Origin of the sequence: Pseudarthrobacter sp. TAF60_1 (assembly GCF_052113505.1) — a bacterium.
Classification (GTDB): domain Bacteria; phylum Actinomycetota; class Actinomycetes; order Actinomycetales; family Micrococcaceae; genus Arthrobacter.
In genome coordinates this window covers 111,887-136,563 of record NZ_JBFRDI010000009.1, presented here as the reverse complement: position 1 = coordinate 136,563, position 24,677 = coordinate 111,887, and the positions used below count along the sequence as shown (strand labels likewise).

Sequence of the window (24,677 nt, the reverse complement as noted above, 5' to 3'; positions counted from 1 at the left end):
CCGCGGAGTCATAACCGGTCACACGCTTAGCCAGAAGCCGGGGCTTTTCGTACACTCGAACCAGGTCATGAGTGCCAGCGACAGCCCCGGCTTGCTGGCCGGCAACCCTCTTCCGTGGTGGGGTGCCCCGGGTGAGGACCTGGCCAGCCGGTCAATTGACGGCGGGCAAGCGCGTAGAAGAGGTCCTTTCCATGACGATCACCATCTCCCGAACGGCAGCTCCCGGAAACGGCGTGGTCCGGTATGCCACCATCGGCGGCCTGGAACTCGAGGCCGGCGGCTACCTGCCGGACGTCACCTTGGCGTATGAAACGTGGGGCACCCTGAATGCGGACGGCTCCAATGCCGTCCTGATTGAGCATGCCCTGACCGGCAGCACACATGTGACACGCGGCGACAGTGACGAGCCCGGCTGGTGGGAGCAGCTGGCCGGACCCGGCGCGCCGGTGGACACGGACCGCTTCTTCGTCGTGTCCATCAACATTGTGGGCGGCTGCTACGGCTCCACCGGGCCGTCCTCGGTTGCTCCGGACGGAAAGCCGTGGGGGTCCCGGTTTCCGCTGGTCACCCTGCGGGACACGACGGTGGCCGAGGCCCGGCTGGCGGACCAGCTGGGAATACATAGTTGGTTTGCCGTGCTGGGCGGTTCGATGGGCGGGGCGCGCGCGCTGGAGTGGGCGGTCACTTTTCCGGAGCGGGTGCAGCGCTGCGCCGTCATTTCCGTGGGGGCCGCCAGCACCGCTGAACAAATCGCCTTCGCCCAGGCGCAGACTCTCGCCATCCGCCAGGACACCAACTTTAACGACGGCGACTACTACGGCGGACCGCTGCCCGAGGACGGCCTCGCATTGGCCCGGCGCATCGCGCACATCACGTACCGCTCTGCGGAGGAATTCGACGGCCGGTTCGGACGTTCGGCGCAGGTCCCCGAATCGCCGCTTAAGGCCGCGGCGCTGGGGGAGCGCGGCCGCTACCAAGTGGAAAGCTACCTGGACCACCAGGGCAAAAAGCTGGTGAGCCGGTTTGACGCGAACAGTTACATCGCCATCACCGACGCTTTGATGAGCCACGATGTCACGCGCGGGCGGGGTTCCCTTGATGAGGCCCTGGGCCGCGCCACCGCCAGGTTCTTTGTGGCCGCAGTGGACAGTGACCGGCTCTACTTCCCGTCCCAGTCCCGGGAACTGGCGGAGGCGCTGCCCGGTGAAGTTGATGTGCACGTCATCGAGGCGCCGATCGGCCACGACGGTTTCCTGACCGAGATCGGACAGCTCGGCAGCCAGCTGCGGACCACGTTCCTGGTCTAAGTGCGGTGGGTGCTTAGCCGTTCATGATGTCGGCGCGGCGCTTCATGTACTCCTCCATGGCCAGCTCACCATTGCTGTACTGCTGGTCCAGTTCGGCGAGCTTCCTGGCACGGTAGCCCTGCGGGCCCGACGGCGGCGGAGGAGTTGCCGGGGCAGGAGCCTTCGGTGCTTCCGGATACTGCCCTGGCTGTCCGAATGGCTGTGGCTGGCCGAACTGCTGCGGCTGATCATACTGCCCCTGCTGCCCATAATTCTGTGGTTGCCCATAGTCCTGCGGCTGACCGTACGGCGGGAAATGCTGGCCGGGGAAATGCTGATTTGCGGGCGCGATCGGCTGCATGGGCGGCAGCGGCTCGCTCGGCGGCAGCGGCTGGGGGCTCATGATCTCCCGGTAGCCGCCGCTCAGGTAATCCTGCTGCGTGTAGCCGTCGCGGGGCTGCCGGTTTTGCGGCCCGGGAAACTGGCCCGGATACTGGCCGGGGTAGCCTCCGGAGAAGCCCTGCCCCTGGTTCCGTTTGTTGACAGACTTCCGGTACATCCGCATCGCCGTGGGTACCACGAACGACAGGATGATGATCCAGAAAAACAAGCTGTTCACGGGGTAGCGCCTCTCATATGTGTCCTTCCAGCTTAAGCCCCCGTTCCGTTCCCCGTGGCTAGCGGCGGGCTTCGGTGGTGCCCAGCGGACCTTCACCGGAACCCAGGGGGACCCCCGGGCCGAAGACGGGTCCCGGCGTCGGACGCTTGGCAGTAATCCCGTCGCCGGAAGAGCGGTTCCGCAGCCGCCGGACCACCCACGGGACGAAGTACTCGCGGGCCCACACAAGGTCTCCGCTGCGTGCTTCGCGCCAGGTCCGCTGCGGCAACGGCTTCGGCATGCTGGGTTCGAGTGTGTGGCTGACGTTGAGCGAATCGAGCACCATGGCCGCGATGGTGTGGTGGCCCAGCGGCGAAAAATGAAGCCGGTCCACGTCCCACATCTGCGGATCGTTGAGCTGTTTCAGGGACCACATGTCAGCGATGACGGCGTCGTGGCGGGCGGCGACGGTGCGCAGGTTCTCGTTGTAGATGGCCACCTTGCTGCGGATCCGGCCCAGGACTGAGGAACCCGTGTCCGGTCCGTTGAACAGCACCACTGTAGCGCCGCCCATCGACAGGATCTGGACCACCGAATCGAGCTTTTCAGCAAGGGCATCCGGGTCACCGCCGGGCCTGATGAGGTCGTTTCCGCCGGCGGAAAGAGTGACCAGGTCCGGCTTGAGTGCCAGGCAGGCGGCCAGCTGCTGGTCCACGATCTGTTGCAGGAGCCTGCCACGGACGGCCAGGTTCGCGTAGGCAAAATCGTCCTGGCCGCGGCCCAGTTCCTCGGCCACCCGGTCCGCCCAGCCGCGGAACCCGCCCGGGCTTGAGGGTTCCGGATCCCCGATGCCCTCCGTAAAGGAGTCGCCCATGGCTACGTAGCGGCTCCACGGGTGGGCTTGGGTAGCCGTGGGATGGTTCTGCATGGCTCTAGCGTCAGTCACGGTCCTATCCTGCCCTTTCGTTCTCAAGCTACGCCACCGTAGGTAGTTACCCCTGGGTAACTGTAAGAATGGAAACCATGACTGACGCCCAAGTATTTCCTGCCCCTGTTGTTATGTGGTCCAGGCCCGAGGACCAGCGCTCCGGCCGGCCGCTACTGGTGCTGCTCCATGGCTACGGGGCCAACGAACAGGACCTCTTGAGCCTGGCGGACATGCTGCCCCGGGAGTTTGTTGTTGCGTCGCTGAGGGCGCCGCTGCCCACGGGCCCGGGTTTTATGTGGTTCCCGCTGACAGCGTCCGTCGACTACTCCCTGGATGCCGTCAAGGAAGCAGCCAGCTATGTGCAGGACTGGATCGACACCGTCAAAGCCGACCACCCGTCGGTCACGCTGCTCGGCTTCTCCATGGGAATGGCCATGGCCACCACGCTGCTCCGGTACCGGCCCTCGGACTACGCCGCCGTCGTCGGGCTTTCCGGTTTTGTGATTAACGCCGACGGCGATCCTGCCTTCAAGGACAGCGAACTGAACGGATCCGTGCCGCTGTTCTGGGGCCGCGACCAGCAGGACCCCGTGATCACGCCGGACAAGATCGACTACACCATGGGCTGGGTGCGGGAGCACGTCAAATTGACCAAGGTCCTCTACACGGGCATGTGGCACGGCATCAACCAGCAGGAAATCGGGCATGTGTCCGAGTTCCTGACGCACGAGGTGCTGAACAAATGAGCTGCTGAACAAGTAGCGTCCGACGGCGGCCCGCGGCCTGGTGCCGCCGGCCCGGGGCGTCAGGAGTCCTGTTTGTCAGGCCTCCGGCGCAACGACCTTCACGGTCTGGCCGTTGACGGTGACGGTATCGCCGTTGTGCAGTTGGCGGCCGCGCCGTTCATCGATTTCGCCGTTGACCTTGACGAGTCCGTTTTTGATGAGCTCGGCAGCTTCCACACCGTCTTCGACCAGGCTGGCCAGCTTCAGGAGCTGGCCAAGGCGGATCATGCTGTCACGGATGGGAATCTCTTCGATGTCCTGGTTGCTCATACAGCAATGATGCCTGACGTAAGGTAAATTCAATGACCCACCCCCCACGGCTGCCCCTGCTCGCAGGCCTTCCACTGGCGGTCGGCGCAGGGCTGGCCATTCCGGTCCAGGGTCGCATCAACGGCGCCCTCGGCGTCCGCCTGGATGACGGCATCGCGGCAGCGGTAGTGAGCTTCAGCACGGGTCTGATCCTGATCGCGGCCATCGCGCTGCTGCTGCCCAGGGGCCGGGCGGGCCTGGCGCGCATTATCCCGGCGCTGCGGAAGCGCAGCTTTCCCCGGTACTACGTCCTCGCCGGCGGCGTGGGTGCGTTCTTCGTCTTTGCCCAGTCCACTACTGTGGGCCTGCTCGGCGTGGCCCTGTTCACCGTGGCCACCGTTACCGGTCAGACCCTCAGCGGCCTCCTCGTGGACCGGCTCGGAATCGGCCCGGGCGGGAAGCGCAGCGTCACGGGAGTCCGCATCATCGGCAGCGTGCTGACCATCATTGCCGTGGCCTGGGCCGTGTCCCCGCGCTTTGGCAACGCCGCCGACGTCGGTTTGCTGCTGCTGCCATTGTTGTTGCCCCTGGCGGCGGGCTTCCTGATGAGTTTCCAGCAAGCCATGAACGGGACCGCGACCCTCCACTACGGCACGCCCATCGCGGCGACGCTGGTCAACTTCGTCGCCGGCGGCGTCCTGCTGTGGATTGTGTGGGGTATCAAGGTCGCTGTCGCAGGTGCGGGGAATCCGCTGCCGGGAGAGTGGTGGTACTACCTTGGCGGACCCATGGGCTGTATCTTCATTGGGCTGGCCGCCATGCTGGTCCGCGGGCTGGGCGTCCTGGTGACGGGTCTGGGCATGATTGCCGGCCAGTTGGTGGGTTCCCTGATTCTTGACGTCCTGGTCCCCGCACCGGGCTCCGAAGTGGCGCTGCCCACCATCCTGGGGACCATCCTGACGCTGGCCGCCATCATGGTGGCCACCCTGCCGTGGCCCCGCGGCGCATTCCGGCGCTAGGCTGGCGCCGGTAGCGTGCCGCCGCGGGGCGGCGGCCGGTAGGCTAGGACACGCAGTCCTCTGCACCGCGTTTACTGCACCCTGCTTCCTTCGTCTGCCCGGCCCGCCCCCAGCGGGATCGCACACCCGTGCGCCAGGGCCAAAATAACCGCGGACCGCACCCAGCGGCCCTGTAGAAATTGGAGTTCCACCATGGCACCAAAGTCCGTTCTCGACCAGGTCATCTCCCTCTCCAAGCGGAGGGGTTTCGTGTTCCAGGCCGGTGAGATCTACGGCGGTTCGCGTTCGGCCTGGGATTACGGGCCCCTGGGTGCCGAGCTGAAGGAAAACATCAAGCGCCAGTGGTGGCAGTCCATGGTCCGCGGCCGCGAAGACGTGGTTGGCCTGGACTCCTCCGTCATCCTGCCCCGCCAGGTATGGGAAGCATCCGGCCACGTGGAGGTCTTCTCCGATCCGCTGGTTGAATGCCTCTCCTGCCACAAGCGCTACCGTGCCGACCACCTCGAGGAAGAGTACGAGGAAAAGAAGGGCCGCCCCGCCGAGAACGGCCTGAAGGACATTGCCTGCGCCAACTGCGGCACCCGTGGTGAATGGACCGAACCGCAGGAATTCTCCGGCCTCCTGAAGACCTACCTCGGCCCGGTGGCCAGTGAGGAAGGGCTGCACTACCTGCGTCCCGAAACCGCGCAGGGCATCTTTGTGAACTTCAGCAACGTGCTCACCACCTCGCGAAAGAAGCCGCCCTTCGGCATCGGCCAGATCGGCAAGTCCTTCCGTAACGAGATCACCCCGGGCAACTTCATCTTCCGCACCCGCGAGTTCGAGCAGATGGAGATGGAATTCTTCGTTGAGCCCGGCACTGACGAAGAGTGGCACAAGTACTGGATGAAGGAGCGCATGTCCTGGTACACGGGCCTGGGCATCCGTGAGGAGAACCTGCGCTTCTTTGAGCACCCGCTGGAGAAGCTCAGCCACTACTCCAAGGGCACCACGGACATCGAATACCGCTTCGGGTTCCAGGGCTCCGAGTGGGGCGAGCTGGAAGGCATCGCCAACCGCACCGACTTTGACCTCTCCACGCACTCCAAGGCATCCGGCCAGGACCTGAGCTACTTCAACCAGGCCACCAACGAGCGCTACACCCCCTACGTGATCGAGCCCGCCGCCGGCCTGACCCGGTCCTTCATGGCCTTCCTCGTGGACGCCTACACGGAAGACGAGGCACCCAACGCCAAGGGCGGCGTCGACGTCCGCACCGTCCTGAAGCTTGACCCGCGGCTGGCGCCGGTCAAGGCAGCAGTGCTGCCGCTGAGCCGCAACGAGGACCTGTCCCCGAAGGCCAAGGACCTGGGCGCGCAGCTGCGCAAGAACTGGAACATCGACTTCGACGACGCCGGCGCGATCGGCCGGCGCTACCGCCGCCAGGATGAGATCGGCACGCCCTTCTGCATCACCGTGGACTTCGACACCCTCGAGGACCAGGCCGTGACCATCCGTGAGCGGGACACCATGAGCCAGGAACGCGTTTCCCTGGACAAGGTGGAAGGCTACCTGGCCGCCCGCCTGATCGGCGCCTGAGCATGGCCATCGAATACCGCGAATGGCGCGACGGCGACGACCTTGCGCTGCTCGAAATCTGGGGCGGCCCGGAGACCGAACAGGCGCGCCAGTTCCGCGGCGCCCTCACCGTTTCCTCGAGCGGGACGGACGGCACCCCGTGGCGCCGCTGCATCGTGGCCGAAGACGTGATCGACGGCGTCGGGATCCCGGTGGGGGCAGGCGTGGTCTACGAGGCCTCCCTGCACCCGGAGCGGCTGTGGGCCTACATCGAAGTGGCGCGGGACCACCGGCGCTCCGGCATCGGTGCCACGCTCCTGACCATGCTGCGCCGCGAAGTCGAGCAGGCGCCGTCGGGCGTCTTCAAGCTGCGCGCCAAGGTACAGCCCGGAACCCCGGGGGCCGCGTTCGCCGAGGAGTTCGGGCTGAGGAGCATCCAGCGCTCGCGGCTGGTGGTGGTGGAGCCCGGCGCCCTGAAGCTGCCGGTCTTCCCGGCCAGGAACGGCGCCGGCGGGCCGGCGAATGACGAAAACGCCGGCTCGGACGTCGTGATGGACCTCGCTACCGGCTCCGTGGAGCTGACAGATGTTGTGGGCCGCTATTACACGTCCATCCATGGCTGGGATTCGCCCGGTGTCCTGTCGGCGGGACAGGTGCAGAAGCTGTTCCTGGACGACCTCACCGGCGCCCATGGCGCGATTGTGCTGCGGGCCGAGCCGGAGTCCGCCTTTGGCGCGGGTGTTGCTCCCAGCAAGAAGGGCCGCATCCGGGCCTTTGCCGTGAGCTACGCTGAGCCGGCCCAGGACCCGGCAGCTCCCGGCCAGGGAACCCAGCCGACGGACGTCTTTGTGGGCCACGAACCCGCACTGGACGCCGACGACGCCGCCGCCGCGGTCCGCGACCTGCTGGCTCTCCTCGCGTACCAGCACCCAGTGATGCTGGAACTGGACGATTCAATGACAGCGCTGCGGGCCGCCGTCGAACCCTTGCTGGAAAGCGGCAAGGCGCACCAGCAGGGTGCCGACACGCTGGTTGTCTCGGACTGACAGCTCCCAACCCAAAGTAAGTAGCGCCAAGTCGTTTTGAACGCTCAAAACGACTTGGCGCTACCCAGTTAACGGGTGAGCCTGGAGCCGTGGTCAGGGCCCGGTCAGGAACCTCCGGGCTTGCGCCGGCGCGGCGGCAGTGGCAGGAAGCCCGACGTCGTCTCCAGGTACTCCTGGTAGCCGGGCCGGCCGGACATGGCCTTCTCGGCGAGGGGCTTGCCGGTCTTGGCCGTGAGGGTCCAGACCATCAGGGCTGGCGACAGTACCGTGAGGATGCCGGGCCAGGAATCTGCCGCAATAAGGAAGAGCCCGCTCCAGACAGCAGCATCACCGAAGTAGTTCGGGTGCCGGGTGTACCGCCACAGACCGGTATTCAGCACGGTTCCGCGCCGCGCCGGATCCTTCTTGAATTGGGACAATTGCAAGTCACCCACGGTCTCGAACACGAATCCGGTGACCCACAGGAAGACGCCAACGAGTGCCACCCAGCCGAGAGCCCCGGTGGCGAACATTCCCACTTGGATCGTCAGCGACACAAAGAACATCACCAGGCCCTGCGGCAGGTAGACGCGGCGCAGCGCATAGGCGTTCCGTGACCCCGGCGCTGTCTTCAACAGTTCCTTGTAGCGCGGGTCCTCATGCCCGTCCCGCGCCCGCCATCCGATGTGGATTCCGAGCCGGAGGCCCCAGACCGCCGTCAGCAGGACCAGCAGCAGCCGCCGGATATCGTCACCGTGCCCGGCCGAAAGGAACCAGGAGACCACCGCCACCGCCACGAACCCCGGACCCCAGGCGACATCCATCACTGAATGCCTGCGCTGCCGGACCGCCACGGCAAAGGTCACCGCCAGCACCACTATCACCGCCAGCGCCGTCCATGGCAGCGAAGCGGCGAATTCCGGCCAGGGAAAAGGGCTCACAGGCTGACCTGGGTGGCCGACGCCGGCAGGACGCGGTCCAGCGTGTCGGATGCCGGGTAGGTGAAACCGGTGCGCTCGGCGAAGGACTTCATCACGAATCCTGTGGCCAGGGTGTGCCATAGCCGGACGCGGCGGATCATGAAGTGGCCGGCGCCGTTGAGCGAAACGTATTGCATGGAGGCGGCCGTGCTGGCAGCGCGGTGGGCAAACTTCAGGGACTGGGCCGGGCTGGTCATCCGGTCGCCCGTGCCATGGACGATCAGGATTTTGCGCCCGGCAACGCGCTGGGCGGGCGTCTCCGGACCGAGCCACGGGGCCAGGGCCACCACAGCTTCCACCTGCGCGTCGTCGGCTGCGCAGACGGCGGTGAGGCCACCCATGGAGTGGCCCACCAAGTACACGGGAACGCCGGGGTGCTGTTCGCTGATCTGCTGCAGGGCCCAGCGGGCGTCGTGGAGCGCCGACATGGCCTGTCCGTTCCAGCCCCGCACACTGTTCCGCAGCGACCAGACAGCCAGACCATAGTCTTTTCCGGCACGGTGCAGGTGGCGCGCGAACGGCAGCATCCGCAGCGGACTGAGTTGCCGCGCTTCCACCGGCTCATAGCTGTGGGCTTTGCCGCCATGCAGCACGAGTGCCACGCCCTTCGTGGGGCCGGCGGCTTCCAGTACTGTAAGCGACGCCTGCTGCATGCCTCGTGCTGACCCGGCCGGGTGTGTGGCGCTGCGTTCGGTGCTGCGGTCCGTCATGCCTGAGTCCTTCCCGCTTCCTACCAATTATCAACCCTAAGCTGCCGGACGTAGAGTTCAAGGTATGAGGATTAGCTGCTGATGGGATCCGGTCACTCCCACGCTTCAACAGGTCATTCGGAGCCAACTGCGGAAGCGATTGCCGCCCGCCGGAAGGCGAACCGTATCCTTGCCGCCATCCTTGTGCCGCTGACGCTGCTGACCCTGGCAGGCATGGCCATGCTGTGGCCGTCCGGGTCCAAGGAGGGCATCTCCCTGGCCAGCCCGTACTCAGCCGCGCCCGGAGTTACCTTCGATACCGGCAAGATCCAGAGCGTGGTGGAAGAAAGCTGCATGCAGGGCTCGCCGGCGGGTGTTCCCTCCGATACCACCGGCCAGCCCGCCCCGAAGGGTTCAGAATGCATGTTCGCCTTCACCCAGCCTGACCAGGGCGGCAGCCCGGTCAAGGTGGTCATCAACCCGGAGGTGGCAAAATCCCACGGTGTGAAGCCGGGGGACCAGATCCGCTACCTGAACCTTTCAAATGCCCCGGGCGCCGCGGCGTCGCAGGGATCGCCGGCGTACATTTTTGTCGACTTCGTACGGACCCTGCCCATCGTGATGCTGGCGCTGCTCTACGCGCTGGTGGTCATCACGGTGGCGCGCTGGCGCGGGTTGCGGGCACTCCTGGGACTGGTGGGCGCCTACTTTGTCCTGGCCGGGTTTATGCTGCCCGGGCTTGTGGAGGGGAAGTCGCCGTTGCTGCTTGCTCTGGTGGGGTCAACGGTGATCATGATCGGAGTCCTGTATTTTGCCCACGGCTTCTCTGCCCGGACATCCACGGCGCTGCTGGGCACCATGTTCGGGCTGGGCATCACCGCGCTGCTGGCTGCCTGGGCCACCGACGCCGCCAACCTCGCCGGTGTGGGCAGCCATGACGCCACCACCCTGATCAATACCTCGGCCAACATCTCCATTTCCGGGGTGATCCTGTGCGGACTGATCATCTCGGGCCTGGGTGTCCTGAATGACGTGACCATCACCCAGTCGTCCGCCGTCTGGGAACTCTACGAGTTGGCGCCGGGCACAAGCGCGCGAAAACTGTTCACGTCCGCAATGCGGATCGGCCGCGACCACATCGCTTCCACGGTCTACACCATCGCGTTCGCCTACGCCGGCGCGGCCCTGCCCATCCTCATCATCGTGATGCTCTACAACCGGCCGCTGGGCGACACCCTGACCAGCGCGGAGCTTTCCGAGGAGGTCATCCGCACGCTCGTCGGCTCCATCGGGCTGGTGCTCGCCATTCCGGTGACCACCCTGATCGCCGTGCTGGTGGTCAAGGCCACAGGCGTCCGGCCGGTAGCCCGGCCGGAGGGCGGATCCGGGGGAGCCCTGGAACGGCGGGCCCCGGTCATCAACCCGGACGACGTCGGCGATACGGGTGCGCTGTCAGCGGCAGCCGAGGCTGGCCGGTCCCGGCGTGCAACGCTGGCAGTCGCGGAGCCGGGCGGGCCGGAGAATCCGGGGTCGGGTGCGCTGCCGGAGACCCGGCGGGGCCGCCGCGCGGACCGCGGCTGAGCGGGCCCCAGGCCGATTCCCGCCGATTTGCCCGCCTTTGCGACAATGGACGGGTGACTGTTACCGCAACGCCTCCCGCCCCCAAGCTGGAACTCCCGCCCCTGAAGCTGGGCAACATCACGGTGGACACCCCCGTGATCCTGGCTCCCATGGCGGGAATCACCAACTCCGCTTTCCGTCGTTTGTGCCGTGAATACGGTGGCGGCCTGTACGTGGCGGAGATGGTCACCTCACGTGCCCTCGTTGAACGCACCCCCGAATCGCTGCGGATCATCTCGCACGACGACGACGAAAAGGTCCGCTCCGTCCAGCTCTACGGAGTGGACCCCGTCACCGTCGGCCAGGCGGTGCGGATGCTGGTGGACGAGGACCGGGCAGACCACATCGACCTGAACTTCGGCTGCCCCGTCCCGAAGGTGACCCGGCGCGGCGGCGGCTCCGCCCTGCCCTGGAAAATCGACCTGTTCACCTCCATCGTCCAGACGGCGGTCAAGGAGGCCTCCAAGGGCAACGTCCCGCTCACCATCAAAATGCGCAAGGGCATCGACGACGAACACCTGACGTACCTCGACGCAGGCCGGATTGCGCGCGACTCCGGTGTTGCCGCCGTCGCGCTTCACGGCAGGACAGCCGCACAGTTCTACTCGGGCCAGGCCGACTGGTCCGCGATCGCCCGGCTCCGCGAGACCTTGCCCGATATCCCGGTCCTGGGCAACGGGGACATCTGGTCCGCCGAGGACGCCGTTCGTATGGTCCAGGAAACCGGAGTGGACGGCGTGGTGGTGGGCCGCGGCTGCCAGGGGCGCCCCTGGCTGTTCGGTGACCTGATGGCTGCCTTCGAGGGGAGCGATGTACGGCACCGGCCGGACGTACGCAAGGTGGCGGACAGCGTCTACCGGCACGCCGAACTGATGGTCGAAACGTTCGGCGATGAGGGCAAGGCGCTGCGTGAAATCCGCAAGCACATCGCCTGGTACTTCAAGGGCTACGTGGTGGGCGGCGAACTGCGGACCAAACTGGCCCTCGTGACCAGCCTGGAGGTCCTCCGGGAGACCCTCAACCAGCTGGATCTGGATTCGCCCTACCCGGGTGTGGACGCCGAAGGCCCGCGCGGCCGGGCGGGTTCCCCCAAGAAGCCCGCGCTGCCGAAAGACTGGCTGGAATCCCGGGCCCTGAACGATGCCCAGTCCAAGGACATCTCGGCCGCCGAGTTGGATGTCTCCGGTGGCTGAAACCCGCACCACGGCACCGGTCCTCGCCGGCTACGAGGCCCAGGACTCAGCCCGCTGGGTGGAGGAACCGTCCAAGAGCACCTACCGGTCCGACTTTGAGCGTGACCGCGCCCGCGTGCTGCATTCCTCAGCGCTCCGCAGGCTTGGCGCCAAAACCCAGGTGGTGGCTCCGGATACCGACGACTTCGTTCGCACCCGATTGACCCACAGCCTCGAAGTGGCCCAGGTCGGCAGGGAACTGGGCCGTGCCCTGGGCTGCGATCCGGATGTGGTGGATACCGCGTGCCTCAGCCACGACCTGGGACACCCGCCGTTCGGACACAACGGGGAATCCGCCCTCAACGAGGTGGCACACGCGATCGGCGGTTTCGAAGGCAACGCCCAGACGCTCCGCCTGCTGACGCGCCTGGAACCCAAGGTGCTGGCCACCGACGGGCGCCCCGCAGGACTCAACCTCACGCGCGCCAGCCTGGACGCGGCGTCGAAATACCCCTGGTCAGCCCTGGACGCCCCGGTGATCCACGGGCAGCGCACCAGCAAGTTCGGCGCCTACGAGGACGACCTCCCCATCTTCAACTGGATCCGCGAAGGCGCCCCGGCGCGCCGGTCCTGCCTCGAGGCCCAAGTCATGGACCTGGCAGACGACATTTCCTATTCGGTGCACGACGTCGAAGACGCGATCGTGGCAGGCCACTTCCAGCTGCGCTGGATGGACAACCCGGACCACCGCGCCCGGGTGGTGGGCTACGCCAAGCAGTGGTATCTCCCGCACAATGACCCGGCCGCCATCGACGCTGCCCTGGCCCGGCTCGAGGCCACGGACGTCTGGGTCCGCGAAGCCGACGGCAGCCGCAAATCCATGGCTGCCCTGAAGAACATGACCAGCCAGCTGATCGGCCGGTTCTGCCAGAGCGCCCTGGAAACCACCCGCGCCCTCTACGGCCCGGAAAACCTCACCCGCTACAACGCCGAGCTGATGGTCCCGGACGAGACGGTGATGGAGATCGCGGTGATGAAGGGACTGGCCACCACTTTCGTGATGACCACCGAACACCGGCAGCCCATCTACGAACGCCAGCGCGAAGTCCTGCACGCGCTGGTCACCGCCCTCAATGCCACGGGGGACCGCAACCTGGAGCCGATGTTCGCGGCCGACTGGCGGGACGCGGCCGACGACGGCGCACGGCTCAGGGTGGTCATCGACCAGGTGGCGTCGCTGACCGACGGCTCGGCGCTGGCCATGTACGAACGGCTCGTGGGGAGCCTGCCGTCGCTTTGGTGAGGACTAGGATGGCTCTGTGGCTGGCCTGATCAAACGTGAAGATATTGACGAAGTACGCCAGCGCACGGACATCAAGGAAGTGGTTGACGGCTACGTCACGCTCAAGGGTGCCGGGCTGGGAACCTACAAGGGACTGTGCCCTTTCCACGACGAGCGCTCGCCGTCGTTCACCGTCCGGCCCCAGGTGGGCAGGTACCACTGCTTTGGCTGCGGCGAAGACGGCGACGTCATCGCCTTCGTCCAGAAACAGGACCACACGTCCTTCCACGAGGCAGTGGAAAAGCTGGCCGCCCGCATCGGTTACGAGCTGCGCTACGAGGACGGCGGCACCGGCCCCAGCCGCGAAGAGGTGGGCAAGCGGCAGCGCCTCCTGGACGCCCACAAGATCGCCGACGAGTTCTTCCGCGCCCAACTGCTGACGCCGGGCGCCGCCGAGGGCCGGAACTTCCTGTACAACCGCGGCTTTGATCGGGTTGCCTCCGAGCAGTTCGGCGTTGGTTACGCGCCACAGGGCTGGGATGCCCTCCTGAAACATCTCCGCGGACGGGGCTTCACGGACGCCGAACTCAAGCTCACCGGAATGTTCTCCGAAGGCAACCGGGGGATCTACGACCGGTTCCGTGGCAGGCTCATCTGGCCCATCCGCGACATCTCCGGCGACACCATCGGCTTCGGCGCCAGGAAACTCTACGAGGACGATCAGGGCCCCAAGTACCTCAACACCCCCGAAACCACGCTCTACAAGAAATCGCAGGTGCTCTACGGGATCGACCTCGCCAAGAAGCACGTCGCCAAGGACCGCCAACTGGTGGTGGTGGAAGGCTACACGGACGTGATGGCCTGCCACCTCGCCGGAATCCCGACGGCGGTGGCCACCTGCGGAACTGCGTTCGGCACCGAACACATCAAGATCGCCCGCAGGCTGCTGTCCGACGACGGCACCGGGGGAGAGGTCATCTTCACCTTCGACGGCGACGCCGCCGGGCAGAAGGCCGCGCTGCGCGCCTTCGAGGAGGACCAGCGCTTCGTGGCACAGAACTATGTGGCCGTTGACCCCACCGGCGCTGACCCCTGCGACCTCCGCCAGACCAAGGGCGACGCCGCCGTCAGGGACCTGATCAACAGCCGGCGCCCGCTCTTTGAATTCGCCATCAAAGCCACGCTCAAGCGCCACAACCTGGACACTGTGGAGGGCCGCGTGGCGGCGCTGCGCGAAGCCGCTCCGGTGGTGGGCCAGATCCGCGATGCCGCCATCAGGCCCGGCTACGCACGTCAACTGGCCGGCTGGCTCGGCATGGCGGTGGAGGAGGTCAGCCGGGCCGTCGCCGTCGCCATGAAACGTGACGGCAGCGGCGCACCCTCGTCCGCGGGAACACCACCCGGTGCCTCCGGTCCGGTGCGCGGCACCCAGCCCGGCGGACCCGGCGTTGCTGCCGGACCGGCGTCGGGCGCTGTCCCTTCCTACCACCGCCCCGATCCACGGGACCCCGTGGCGTCCATGGAGCGGCAGGCGCTGGAGGTGGCGCTGCAGGAGCCCGCGCTCCTGGGCGGCGGCATCTGGGAGCGTTTCTCTGCTGCGCGGTTCGTGACGCCCGCATTCCAGGCCGTTCACGACGCCATGCGCGCCTCCGGCCCCGGTCTGATCGGTGAGCCGGTGCGCTGGGTGGAGCAGATAATGCATGAAGTCCCGGAACCCCTCCGTCCGCTGGTATCCGAACTCGCCGTGGTGCCGCTGCCGGCCAGCACCGCCGAAGCGGTTCAGAAGTACTGCAGGGACATCCTGGCGCGGCTGTTCGAACTGCAGATCACGCGCATTAAGGCGGACAAGATGGGACAGCTGCAGCGGCTGGACCCCGCGGCCAGTCCCGACGAATTCCAGCGGCTCAACCGTGAGCTGATGATGCTGGAAATGGAGCGCCGGGCGTTGCGCTCGGACGCCTAGCGTGCGGCCGGTTCCACGCGCCCGATTTCACGCCTGATGTCGCTCCGATTTCACTTCCCTGCGGTGGGTTTGCTAGGCTGATACCCGCTTCATTCCTCCTTAGCTCAATTGGCAGAGCATTCGACTGTTAATCGAAGGGTTGCTGGTTCAAGTCCAGCAGGAGGAGCGCACAATCCCCGTTCCGGGTCACCGGAACGGGGATTTTTCTATACCGGGGAGGGGTATTTCATCGCGCCCGGGAGCCGATTTCACATTGTCGGGAATCCTTTGCTAATGTCATACCTGCTTCATTCCTCCTTAGCTCAATTGGCAGAGCATTCGACTGTTAATCGAAGGGTTGCTGGTTCAAGTCCAGCAGGAGGAGCAAACAACAAAAACGTCCCGTCCTCCGTGTGAGGGCGGGGCCTTTTTGCTTTCAGACGAAGTCCATTTCCACCTGGAGGAAACGCTCGGCCTCCGCGATCGCCGCCAGGAAGGCATCCCGCTCGGTGGGGGCCTCGCGGGGTTCGCGGGGGTGCCATTCGTGCGGCGCTGAGTGGACGCGGGCGAAGCCGTCGCCCGGCGGTGCGTAGAAGATGCCAAAGCGCTGCACCGGCCATTCAGGGGATGTCTCCGGGGCTACCAGGAGGGCTGCGTTGAAGGCGGGGTTGAACCACTGGGCGATGGGCCGGCGTCGGTCTTCAGTAAAGAGCCCGGCCGCATAGAGGGCCGCGGACTGCTGGCCGGTTTGGGCGCACAGCCGGTCCCACCACAGTGGCAGGATGCCGGAGTCGCAACGTTGCCATGTGGCCGGGAGCGGCGAGGAATACTGCCAGCTGGGCACGGAATCATTTTATCGCGGGACTGTGCACCGCGGCAGGTGCCGGCCCCGGCGCCGTCACGGCTGTCACCGCCGGTTCCAGGGGCCCGGGTTGACCCGGTAAAGCAGCGCCGAGCCGGCCAGCGCGCCGAGGATGATGCCCAAGGCCCCATTGCCGAACATCCGCCCCAGGAAGTAGCCGGCGACGGCGCCCAGCACCGCCCCGAGGAACAGCCCCCGGGGGTTGCGGTTCGGTTTGCGTCTCATTGGATCGCCGGCACGGTCCGGGGCCTGACAATCAGCCAGAGCCCGGCGATCGCCGCCAGGATGCATGCGGCCTGGACGGCGCCCATGGGAGTGGCGCTGCTGATCCCCAGCCAGCCCACCACCGGCGAGATCAGCCCAGCCGTCATGAAGGTCGCAGCACCCAGGAGGGAGGCCGCCGTCCCGGCCTGCGCGCCGTGGCTGGACAGGGCCAGGACCTGCACGCACGGGAAAGTGAAGCCGGTGCCCATGATGTAGAACCAGAGCGGAACGAGCACGCCCCAGAGGCCGAGGCCGGCCTGATCGAAAATTACGATCAACGATGCCATAAGGAACATCCAGGCCGTCGAGCAGGCGAGGATCCACTGCGGCGGGACGCGCCTGATGAGCCTTGAACTGATCTGGACGCCGGCCACGATGCCCAGGGAGTTGATGCCGAAAAGCAGGCCGTACTCCTGCGGGGAAAACCCGAAGATGTCCTGGAACAGGAACGGCGAGGCAGACAGATACGTGAAGAGACCGGCGAAGTTCATCCCGCCCACCACCAGCAGGCCCACGAATATCCGGTCCGTGAAGAGAGCCTTGTAGCGCTGGCCCGCGGTCATGCCGGACCGGCCGCGGTTCTCCGGCGGCAAGGTTTCCTGGACCAGTAGAAGTGATGCGACGATCACCAGGGCACCGTAGCAGGCCAGGAACACAAAAATGCCGGGCCACGGCATCACCAGGAGAAGCTGGGATCCGATGACGGGAGCCAGGATCGGAGCCAGCCCGTTCACCAGGGCCATGCGGGAGAACATCTTCACCATGGCGTAGCCGGAGAACAGGTCCCGCACCATTGCCATGGCCACCACTCCGCCCCCGGCGGCACCCACGCCCATCAGGACACGGAAGAAACCGAGCATGGCGATATCGCCGGACAGCGCCGCCCCCACGGAGGAAGCGATGTGAATAGCGGTGGCCAGGATCAGCGGGAGCCGCCGGCCAAACTTGTCGCTGAGGGGCCCCACCACCAGTTGGCCCAACGCAAAGCCGATGGTGGTGCCTGCCAGGGTCAGCTGGACCTGTGCCTCCGAGACGCCAAGGCTGGCCTCGAGGGCAGGGAAAGCCGGCAGGTAGAGGTCGATCGTGAACGGTCCCAAAGCTGTGAGGGCACCGAGCAGGAGGATATACAGCAGTTTCCGTCGGCGGCTCAGGGCGTCGCCCGGATTGGGGGGAATGGTCACGGAGACCAATCCTAGGCCCGGGCGGTCCGTCTTTTCGGTGTGACAGGCGCGCCGTGAGGCCCACCCGGGAGTTTGGCCGGAAGCTGAATGATAGTTTTGGGGACGGGACCATGCTGGCGCACGCTCCCGCAGAACACGGAAGCCGAATCGACCATCCAACATGTAAGGCGGGAACCGATGAGCGGACGACACACCGGGCGCACCAGCCAGGGACTGCGCATCACCGCGCTGCCCAAAACGCTGAAACTACTTTTTCGCCTCGCGCCCCGCCAACTCAACGACGAAATCGCCTTCGCCAAGGTAGAGCTCAAGCGCAAGGGCATCCAGGTAGGGGTAGCAGCAGCGTTCCTCGCCGTCGCCCTCGTTTTCGTGGCCTTCCTGGTTGTCGGCCTCATTGTGGCCGCCATCATGGGCCTGGCCACCATCATGCCGGCCTGGCTCGCGGCCCTGCTGGTTTGTGCGGTGTTCCTGATCATCGCCCTCATCGGGGGCCTGATCGGCGTGCGCAAGCTTAAGAAGGCCATGCCGCTGATGCCGGAAGAGACTATCCGGGGCATCAAATACGATCTGGGGATCGCCAAGGAAGGCACGGGCTTCAACGCTGCCCTGCTTGATCCAACGAGCGCCGAGGCAAAGGCCGCAAAGGCCGCCAAGGATGAGGCCGCGGCGAAGGCCAAAGCAGAGAAGGAAGCCAAAGCCGAGGCGCAGAAGGTGGAGTTCCCGCACGCGTCCGAGCCCGAGCTTCACCGCCGGCTGGAACAGCGGCGGCGGCACATCGCCGAAGTCCGGGACGAGCTCGACACCGAGTTGGACGTCAAACCCCAGGTCAACTTCCTGGTTGGCACGGCCAAAGAAAAACTGGGCGACGGCAAGGCCAAGCTGGCGCACGGCACGAACGTGGCCGGCCAAAAATTCGCAGCATTGTCAGAGTCCACGGCGGGTGCCGACCTCCGCTGGAAGCCCCTGGCGGCCCTCGCGGCCTCAGCCACCATCTTTGTGGTGTTGCTGCGCCGGCTGCTGAGCAAACCGTAACTGACCGCAACGTCAGCGTTGTGCCTTGGTTCCAAGGTCACGCTGAGCTTTAGGAGGAGGGGAGCGGAGTGAGGTTCATCGGCGCTGGTGCGCGTCCCGACCGCCCCCAGATCGACCACGACCGCGTCTTCACCGTCCCCAATGCCCTGACGGTGCTGCGCTTCATGGGCGTGCCGCTGTTCATCTGGCTGGTACTGGCACAGAAGGAGTACGGCATTGCCGTTGTGGTCCTGGCCGTGATGGCCGGCTCCGACTGGATAGACGGTTATGTTGCACGCCGGTTCGACCAGGCGTCCAAACTGGGCCGGGTCATCGACCCCCTGGCTGACCGGCTTGCCCTGATCGCGGTGGCGATCACCCTGGTGATCGCCGGCGTCGTCCATTGGCTCTACCTGGCCGCCCTCCTGGTGCCCGACGCCGTGCTCCTGGCCATGACCCTCTTCTTTTTCCGCGGCCATCCGGATCTCCCCGTGAGCCGTGTCGGTAAAGTCCGCACCGGGCTCCTGCTGCTCGGCACACCCCTGCTGGTGCTGTCCCGACTGGATTCCCCGTTCGGCGGGCCGCTGTTCATCGCAGCCTGGATTGTCCTGGGCCTCGGCCTCGTGGGCCATTGGATTGCCGCCTACAACTACTTCTGGGCCATCCTGCGGAAGGGCAGAATGCAGCCACATGACGACGCCGTGCGGCACGGCGTCGAAGAGAACGACGGCGGCGCGGCCTGATGGTGTGGGTGGCGGTTCTGCTGGCGGTGCTTGGGGCGTTCTGCCTTGCCCTGGGTGCGCAGAAGCAGGGGAGTGCGGTGAAGGCCGACACCGGCGGTCTGCAGCTGAGTTCACACGGCTTCCTCCGCCTGCTGCGTAATCCGCGGTGGATGTTCGGGCTGCTCCTGCTGTGCCTCGGGATGGGAATGAACGCGGTGGCTCTGGTATCGGCGCCGCTGACGGTGGTGCAGCCGATCGGGGCCATCGCACTGGTCATCACTACCGTGGTGAATGCGCGCGACCAAGACATCACCATCAACCGGGCCACCATGGTGTCCATTGCGGCCTGCGTGACCGGTTCGGCGTTGTTTGTCCTCCTGGCCGTGAACGTGACGCAGGAGAACCACCACGTGAACCAGGAGGACGAGCTCACCATCGTGCTGCTGCTTGCGTTGGCAGTGGGCGTGTTCGGCACCCTGGCAGCGATGTTCCGGCACCGGATGAGCGCATTTGTCTACATCCTCGGTGCCGGTGTCCTTTTCGGCTTTGTGGCGGTGCTGACTCGAATCATCGGCAAACACCTGCTGGATCCGAACGGGCTGTTCCTGCTCAATGTCCAGTGGTACTCGGTGGTGGCCATTGCGGCAGCGGGCGGCCTCGGTTCCTGGTTTGTGCAAAGCGCCTATTCTGGCGGGCCGCCGGACCTGGTCATCGCCGGCCTGACAGTCGTGGATCCCATGGTCGGGATTGCCATTGGCATCGTGATCCTCGGCGAATTGCGCCCTGACGTCCACGCCGTGATGGCGATTGGAATGGGTACGGCAGCTTCCCTTGCTATCGTGGGGGTGATAGCCCTCTCCAGGCACCACCCCGAGGTCACGAAGCGCAAGAAGGATGCGCGGAAGGCAGCCGGCAGGGCGTCCCACTAGCCTGGTGGCCCGACGAGTCCTTCTCCATCACCAGACATTTCCACCCGCCGATTTTCCACCTAGCCGATTCCTACCCAGCCGATTCCAAGAGGCCCCGCGCTACGGCGCCGGCGGCCACCCGGTGCTTTCAGCGTCAGCTGCGCACCGTGACCTTCAGGAGCTCTTCACGTGACAACGCCCGCAGACCAGCGTCCCCTGACCATCCTGATAGCCGCGGACACGTATCCGCCCCACGTCAATGGAGCCGCCCAGTTCAGTTACCGCCTGGCGAAGGGCATGACCGGCCGCGGCCATAACGTGAATGTGCTGGCCTGCCGCGCGGACAATGGAGCGAGCTTCACCGAGTTCCGTTCCGAGGCAACTGTCCACCGGCTCCGCTCGCACGGCGTCTTCACTCACGAGTACTTCCGCATCTGCTTCCCGTGGGAGATCAAAAAAGAGATCAGCCTCCTCTTCGACCGGGTCAAGCCCGACGTGGTGCATATCCAGAGCCACTACATGATTGGCGAACACGTCCTGTATGAAGCCGTGAAGCGTGGCGTCAGGATTGTGGCCACCAACCACTTCATGCCGGAGAACCTCAACCCCTTCCTGCCGTTCCCGCAGTGGCTCAAGGACATCATCGGCAAGATCTCCTGGAAGGACATGGGTAAAGTCATGGGCCAGGCCGACGTCGTCACCACGCCTACCCCCCTGGCTGCCAAGGCCATGCACCAGCACGCCTTCCTCCGCAAGGTGTTGCCCCTATCCAACGGCATCGATTCGGCTGCCTACGAGTTGCAGCCCGGTGAAGTCATCGAACGGCACCCGAACCCGACGGTGGTTTTTGCCGGCCGGCTGGCAGAGGAAAAGCACGTTGACGTCCTCATCAACGCCGTGTCCAAGACCCCGCCAGAGCTCAATGTCCATCTGGAGATCGTCGGCGGCGGGGAAGTCCGCCCGGCCCTGGAAGCCCAGGCAAAACGGCTTGGCCTCGAGGACCGGGTTAAATTCCTGGGACTGGCCAGTGACGAGGACCTCCGGGAGGCGTACATCAAGGCTGACCTGTTCTGCATGCCGGGCACCGCCGAACTGCAGTCCCTGGTAACGCTTGAAGCCATGTCCGCCTCGACGCCGGTCGTGCTCGCGGACGCCATGGCGCTCCCGCACTTGGTGCGCGACGGCGAGAACGGGTATCTGTTCACCCCCAACGACAGCGACGACCTCGCGAAGAAAATCACCCGCATCCTGGAACTGCCTGCCGAGGAGCGCATCGCGATGGGCCAGGCCAGCAGGCGGATGGTGGAACCGCACAGCATCGAGGGCACCCTGCAAACCTTTGAGGACCTGTACCGCGGCGCAAGCTTCGAAGACAAAGTGGTCTGAGGTCGGTCAGGACATCCATGCAGAGTCCCGGCGCGCTGCCCGCCGGCCGCATTGCCGCGGGCGGACGGCCGCCGTGGCCTGAGGTAGCGTCCCGGTTTGCTAGAGTGTTTTTGCCCTGCTGAAACCAAAGTCCTTAGCGGACCAGGTCGGCCGGGGCGCGGGGCTATAGCTCAGCTGGTTAGAGCGCGGGACTCATAATCCTAAGGTCCTCGGTTCAAGTCCGAGTAGCCCTACCGTGTGAATGCCCTCCGGTCTGCGGGAACGCAGTCCGGAGGGCATCGGTGTCAGTATCGTGCGTGCTCACGAAGTGCAGCGGTGAGCCTGCGGCGGACCACCTGTTCTTCGCCGCTGCCGGTAGTCGGCAGCCGCAGGAGCGGTATGCAGTGGATGCGGCAGATCGCATTCTTGAGGCCGTCCCGGACTCGTTGCGAAGCATCAGCCTCGTGGAAGGCAAAACCGTCGACTTCCACAGCGAGGACAGGCATGTTGGTGATCCGGCTGTAAACGACAAAGTCCACGGTGGCGCGGTTCCTCACATAGGAGGCCTGCTGGGCCGTGAGCCTGGAAAGGTCGGGAAGCAGATTGCGCAAAACCACCTGCTGGGCAACGGCAAATTCTTTGTACTTTTCCTCGGCGAGGATTTCCAGGAGCAGCGTCCACACGATGTTTTCAGACGCGAACCTGGACGTGTTCTGAAGCCGGGCAGCGAAGGGCTGGAGCTGCGCTGAGTATTCCTTGTAGAGCAGATCGAACACGGAGAGGACTGCGCTTTCAAAGACACCGTTCCCGGGGTCCTGGTACTGGATGAACTGCACCAGATCGCGAAGGTGGCGGCTGGTCGGCAGCATGTCATGGTTGGTCACCAGGACAAACCGTTTCACCGCGCGGGACACGGCCACGTTGACCAGTTGCGGGTTGTCAACAAATTCAACCCCGGAACGTCCGTTTTTGGTTTCGTCCAAGACCGTGCTCATGATGATGATTTCCTTTTCACGGCCCTGAAACTTATGGACCGTGTCAGTCTCAATCCTGTTCTGGAGGGCTTCCGCGACTTTGTCGACCTGCCGGCGGTAGGGGGTGAGCACGCCGATGTCTTCGTGCCGGGTACCGGCGCAAAATTGTGCCAGCACTTCCGTTGCGATGACTTCCGCTTCCCGCTGGTTCGTGCGGCCACCGGCGTGCTGCCGCATATGGTTTCCCTCGGCGGTGCGTACCACCACCAGCGCCTTGTTTTCGGGGTCGCTGGTGGTGTAGGGGACCAGTTGCCCACCGTAGAACTTCCGATTGCAAAAGTCGATGATCGCCGGATCGCAGCGGTAGTGTTCGCGGAGCATGGTGCGGGGAAGGCCGGCGCCGAAGCGCTCGATCATTGAGGACAGGATGCTGTGCTTCCCGTAGTCGTATTCCGGGGCAGGTGCCGGCCGGCTACGCTCGGAAGCGCCCCGCTGCGGAATGTGCGGGAGCTGCTGCAGATCGCCGACGACGATCACGTTCCGTGCGCAGGCCAGCGCCAGACCCGCGGCCAGCAGGTCTACCTGGGAAGACTCGTCGATGATCAGGTAGTCAAGCAAGAAACCCGGTGGGATGCTTCGCCGCAGCGAGTGGCAGGTACTCACAATCACCGGGTAGTCGTTGGTGAACGACGTGAAGTGCCGGAAATAGGTGGCATCTGAATAATCTGACGATCGGCCACCGGCATAGCGCTGAAACAAGCTTGCTTCCAGAGCTTGCCGCGACACCTGCTTCAGTTCGTCTTCAAGCCCGGGGTAGTTCTCCGCATCGAGCTGCCCCTCCGCTGCCTCGATCTGCTGTTCCAGTTCTGCGATTTTGTTGTCGTAGTAGGCGGCCTGAAGGCGCAGGACGACGTCGGTGTCGTAGGGATCTATGTTCCTCGTTGATCCGTACCTGAAACGGCCTCTGACTCGTCGGAAAAACTTCCTGACGGGGCCTTCGCTGGCGGGGGCGGCCGCTGTCGCGGCCAGGAACTCGAGGATACGGCTGGACGGCAGTTTCAGGAGGGCCAATGGCGGGAGCGGGGGCAGCTCGTGACCGTCGACGTGAAGGCTGAAATGGCGCCGTTCCAGCCTGTAGGCATCAAGCTCCTGCCGCTGGAGGGCCAGTTCCCTGGCCACAGTCTGCAGGTGCTGAAGACGTACATCGAGATCCGCAATAAGGCCGGGAGCCGGCATGGAAACCGGGGAGTCCCCGGCCCTGCGGTGCACCGCGGCGTTTCGAGGGTGTTGTCCCGAGAAGAACTCGCTTCGGAGTTCGCTCTTCCTCAGGTCTGCAACGACGTGGCCGAATCCCTCCCCGGCAAGCTTGTCCCGAACGTTCTCCACCGCAGCGTTGTTGAAAGAGACAATGCCTACAGTCTTTCCGGGGAAACGGATGATATTGGCAACCAGGTTGAGTATCGTTTGCGTCTTTCCTGTTCCGGGCGGCCCATCGATGACGGAGATGCGGTGGGTGAGTCCTTTCCTGAGTGCTTCGCGCTGGCTCAAATTGGACGAGAACGGAAAGATGATTTCTTCGGCCCCGGGCTGAGATGCCGGGGAATCCCCACGAAGATAGAGATCGAGGACACTTCCTTGGGGGACTGTCCGGAAGCTCTTGTACAACGGCTGCAATGGATCGTTTGGCCTGAGATTGGACACCACGTCTTGCCAGTAGTGAAGGACATCGTAGGCGTCGGCGTCGAAAGCGGCGGCACGCGCGATGCTGAACTCGTCCTGACTGCATGTCTGATAACTTTCGCGTCCGCCCGTTGACGAGAAAACCCGCCACCACGTCTGCCCGGGCCCGTCGAAACGCCACACTTCGGTCAGACCGGGCACGGGCCGGCCGCGGACGCTGACGCCGTCCAATTCGCCAATCGGTTCCCGTGCCGGGTTACGCAGAATCAACACTCTTCGGGCCGAGTAAGGGTACGTCTTCGTGCCGCTCGCGACCCGGAAGGTCAAATAGGTCACGTCTTCGCCCGCAACGTATTCCAGGACGTCCGGGGTTTTGTCGTCAAAACCTGACTGATCCGGGCGTCGGATGAGAACGGCCTCGCGGCGCGGGTCAGTCATGGCGGTTCCCCCAAGCAAAAGAGTGCACATCCTTGCCCTCCGACCATACCGAAGTTCGTCGCACGGCTGACGGGCGGCGGTGCTGCAGCTTCCCTGCCACCGGGGGCCGTCTCAGCCGCAGCTTCACTCCACCTGCACTG

The 24,677-nt window shown here is 65.2% G+C and carries 22 protein-coding genes, 3 tRNA genes and 1 riboswitch; of the genes, 16 read left to right on the top strand and 9 right to left on the bottom strand.

Annotated features, from left to right (window positions below):
- Positions 1 to 63 precede the first annotated feature (63 nt).
- Positions 64 to 178: riboswitch (SAM riboswitch) on the top strand.
- A gap of 13 nt (positions 179 to 191) precedes the next feature.
- Complete coding sequence (metX, locus tag AB4Y73_RS12435; RefSeq protein ID WP_441871967.1) at positions 192 to 1,307, top strand: homoserine O-acetyltransferase MetX; 1,116 nt, start codon at positions 192 to 194, stop codon at positions 1,305 to 1,307.
- A 13-nt stretch (positions 1,308 to 1,320) separates the two neighbouring features.
- On the opposite strand, the gene AB4Y73_RS12430 is transcribed toward metX, so the two are convergent.
- Together AB4Y73_RS12430 and AB4Y73_RS12425 are read right to left on the bottom strand one after the other, a co-directional pair.
- A complete protein-coding gene (locus AB4Y73_RS12430) occupies positions 1,321 to 1,905 on the bottom strand; it encodes a hypothetical protein (RefSeq protein WP_441871965.1) in 585 nt (194 codons plus the stop codon).
- 58 nt (positions 1,906 to 1,963) lie between these two features.
- On the bottom strand, positions 1,964 to 2,812 hold the full coding sequence (locus AB4Y73_RS12425) for an SGNH/GDSL hydrolase family protein (protein ID WP_441872024.1): 849 nt from the start codon (positions 2,810 to 2,812) through the stop codon (positions 1,964 to 1,966).
- A gap of 95 nt (positions 2,813 to 2,907) precedes the next feature.
- Between AB4Y73_RS12425 and AB4Y73_RS12420 the strand changes: the two genes are divergently transcribed.
- Complete coding sequence (locus tag AB4Y73_RS12420) at positions 2,908 to 3,558, top strand: alpha/beta hydrolase (RefSeq protein ID WP_441871963.1); 651 nt, start codon at positions 2,908 to 2,910, stop codon at positions 3,556 to 3,558.
- 75 nt (positions 3,559 to 3,633) lie between these two features.
- On the opposite strand, the gene AB4Y73_RS12415 is transcribed toward AB4Y73_RS12420, so the two are convergent.
- Positions 3,634 to 3,867 carry an RNA-binding S4 domain-containing protein gene (locus AB4Y73_RS12415; protein ID WP_164201264.1) on the bottom strand — a complete coding sequence of 78 codons (234 nt, stop codon included), beginning with the start codon at positions 3,865 to 3,867 and terminating at the stop codon, positions 3,634 to 3,636.
- 32 nt (positions 3,868 to 3,899) lie between these two features.
- Between AB4Y73_RS12415 and AB4Y73_RS12410 the strand changes: the two genes are divergently transcribed.
- The 3 genes from AB4Y73_RS12410 to AB4Y73_RS12400 all read left to right on the top strand — a co-directional run bounded on the left by AB4Y73_RS12410 (position 3,900) and on the right by AB4Y73_RS12400 (position 7,468).
- On the top strand, positions 3,900 to 4,865 hold the full coding sequence (locus AB4Y73_RS12410; protein ID WP_441871961.1) for a DMT family transporter: 966 nt from the start codon (positions 3,900 to 3,902) through the stop codon (positions 4,863 to 4,865).
- A 192-nt stretch (positions 4,866 to 5,057) separates the two neighbouring features.
- Positions 5,058 to 6,443, top strand: a complete 1,386-nt coding sequence (locus tag AB4Y73_RS12405; RefSeq protein WP_441871959.1) for a glycine--tRNA ligase — start codon at positions 5,058 to 5,060, stop codon at positions 6,441 to 6,443.
- 2 nt (positions 6,444 to 6,445) lie between these two features.
- Entirely contained in the window at positions 6,446 to 7,468 is a 1,023-nt protein-coding gene (locus AB4Y73_RS12400) for a GNAT family N-acetyltransferase (RefSeq protein ID WP_441871957.1), read from the top strand.
- Between the two features lie 104 nt (positions 7,469 to 7,572).
- Here the strand turns inward: AB4Y73_RS12400 and AB4Y73_RS12395 are convergent, their stop codons facing one another.
- Complete coding sequence (locus AB4Y73_RS12395) at positions 7,573 to 8,388, bottom strand: DUF1295 domain-containing protein (RefSeq protein WP_441871955.1); 816 nt, start codon at positions 8,386 to 8,388, stop codon at positions 7,573 to 7,575.
- Positions 8,385 to 9,137, bottom strand: a complete 753-nt coding sequence (locus AB4Y73_RS12390) for an alpha/beta hydrolase (RefSeq protein ID WP_441871953.1) — start codon at positions 9,135 to 9,137, stop codon at positions 8,385 to 8,387. The genes AB4Y73_RS12395 and AB4Y73_RS12390 overlap by 4 nt, the downstream gene beginning before the upstream one ends.
- A gap of 81 nt (positions 9,138 to 9,218) precedes the next feature.
- On the opposite strand from AB4Y73_RS12390, the gene AB4Y73_RS12385 reads away from it, so the two are divergent.
- The 6 genes from AB4Y73_RS12385 (at position 9,219) to AB4Y73_RS12360 (ending at position 15,517) form a co-directional block, all read left to right on the top strand.
- Complete coding sequence (locus tag AB4Y73_RS12385; RefSeq protein WP_441871951.1) at positions 9,219 to 10,697, top strand: YibE/F family protein; 1,479 nt, start codon at positions 9,219 to 9,221, stop codon at positions 10,695 to 10,697.
- A 53-nt stretch (positions 10,698 to 10,750) separates the two neighbouring features.
- Positions 10,751 to 11,929 (top strand): tRNA dihydrouridine synthase DusB, encoded by a 1,179-nt coding sequence (gene dusB / locus AB4Y73_RS12380; RefSeq protein ID WP_441871950.1) that lies wholly within the window; start codon positions 10,751 to 10,753, stop codon positions 11,927 to 11,929.
- Positions 11,913 to 13,211, top strand: coding sequence for a deoxyguanosinetriphosphate triphosphohydrolase (locus AB4Y73_RS12375; RefSeq protein ID WP_441871948.1), 1,299 nt, complete (start codon positions 11,913 to 11,915; stop codon positions 13,209 to 13,211). Before dusB ends, AB4Y73_RS12375 begins: the two co-directional genes overlap by 17 nt.
- Positions 13,212 to 13,227: 16 nt before the next feature.
- Entirely contained in the window at positions 13,228 to 15,153 is a 1,926-nt protein-coding gene (gene dnaG, locus AB4Y73_RS12370; RefSeq protein ID WP_441871946.1) for a DNA primase, read from the top strand.
- A 93-nt stretch (positions 15,154 to 15,246) separates the two neighbouring features.
- Positions 15,247 to 15,319: transfer RNA gene (locus tag AB4Y73_RS12365), tRNA-Asn, on the top strand.
- Between the two features lie 125 nt (positions 15,320 to 15,444).
- Positions 15,445 to 15,517, top strand: a tRNA-Asn gene (locus tag AB4Y73_RS12360).
- A 51-nt stretch (positions 15,518 to 15,568) separates the two neighbouring features.
- Here the strand turns inward: AB4Y73_RS12360 and AB4Y73_RS12355 are convergent.
- The 3 genes from AB4Y73_RS12355 to AB4Y73_RS12345 all read right to left on the bottom strand — a co-directional run bounded on the left by AB4Y73_RS12355 (position 15,569) and on the right by AB4Y73_RS12345 (position 17,439).
- Entirely contained in the window at positions 15,569 to 15,976 is a 408-nt protein-coding gene (locus AB4Y73_RS12355) for a hypothetical protein (protein WP_441871944.1), read from the bottom strand.
- Between the two features lie 63 nt (positions 15,977 to 16,039).
- Positions 16,040 to 16,219: a glycine zipper 2TM domain-containing protein gene (locus tag AB4Y73_RS12350; protein WP_441871942.1), complete on the bottom strand. Its 180-nt coding sequence runs from the start codon at positions 16,217 to 16,219 to the stop codon at positions 16,040 to 16,042.
- Positions 16,216 to 17,439: a multidrug effflux MFS transporter gene (locus tag AB4Y73_RS12345; RefSeq protein ID WP_441871940.1), complete on the bottom strand. Its 1,224-nt coding sequence runs from the start codon at positions 17,437 to 17,439 to the stop codon at positions 16,216 to 16,218. The genes AB4Y73_RS12350 and AB4Y73_RS12345 overlap by 4 nt, the downstream gene beginning before the upstream one ends.
- A gap of 177 nt (positions 17,440 to 17,616) precedes the next feature.
- Between AB4Y73_RS12345 and AB4Y73_RS12340 the strand changes: the two genes are divergently transcribed.
- From AB4Y73_RS12340 to AB4Y73_RS12320, 5 genes are all read left to right on the top strand, one after another.
- The gene (locus tag AB4Y73_RS12340) at positions 17,617 to 18,471 is read left to right on the top strand and encodes a phage holin family protein (RefSeq protein ID WP_441871938.1); all 855 of its coding nucleotides are present in this window, start codon (positions 17,617 to 17,619) and stop codon (positions 18,469 to 18,471) included.
- A 68-nt stretch (positions 18,472 to 18,539) separates the two neighbouring features.
- On the top strand, positions 18,540 to 19,193 hold the full coding sequence (locus tag AB4Y73_RS12335) for a CDP-alcohol phosphatidyltransferase family protein (RefSeq protein ID WP_441871936.1): 654 nt from the start codon (positions 18,540 to 18,542) through the stop codon (positions 19,191 to 19,193).
- Positions 19,193 to 20,101, top strand: a complete 909-nt coding sequence (locus AB4Y73_RS12330) for a DMT family transporter (RefSeq protein WP_441871934.1) — start codon at positions 19,193 to 19,195, stop codon at positions 20,099 to 20,101. Before AB4Y73_RS12335 ends, AB4Y73_RS12330 begins: the two co-directional genes overlap by 1 nt.
- Before the next feature lie 168 nt (positions 20,102 to 20,269).
- Positions 20,270 to 21,466 carry a glycosyltransferase gene (locus AB4Y73_RS12325; protein ID WP_441871932.1) on the top strand — a complete coding sequence of 399 codons (1,197 nt, stop codon included), beginning with the start codon at positions 20,270 to 20,272 and terminating at the stop codon, positions 21,464 to 21,466.
- Between the two features lie 159 nt (positions 21,467 to 21,625).
- Positions 21,626 to 21,699 (top strand) — tRNA-Ile (locus tag AB4Y73_RS12320).
- A gap of 51 nt (positions 21,700 to 21,750) precedes the next feature.
- On the opposite strand, the gene AB4Y73_RS12315 is transcribed toward AB4Y73_RS12320, so the two are convergent.
- Positions 21,751 to 24,537: an AAA domain-containing protein gene (locus tag AB4Y73_RS12315; protein ID WP_441871930.1), complete on the bottom strand. Its 2,787-nt coding sequence runs from the start codon at positions 24,535 to 24,537 to the stop codon at positions 21,751 to 21,753.
- Positions 24,538 to 24,677 lie beyond the last annotated feature (140 nt).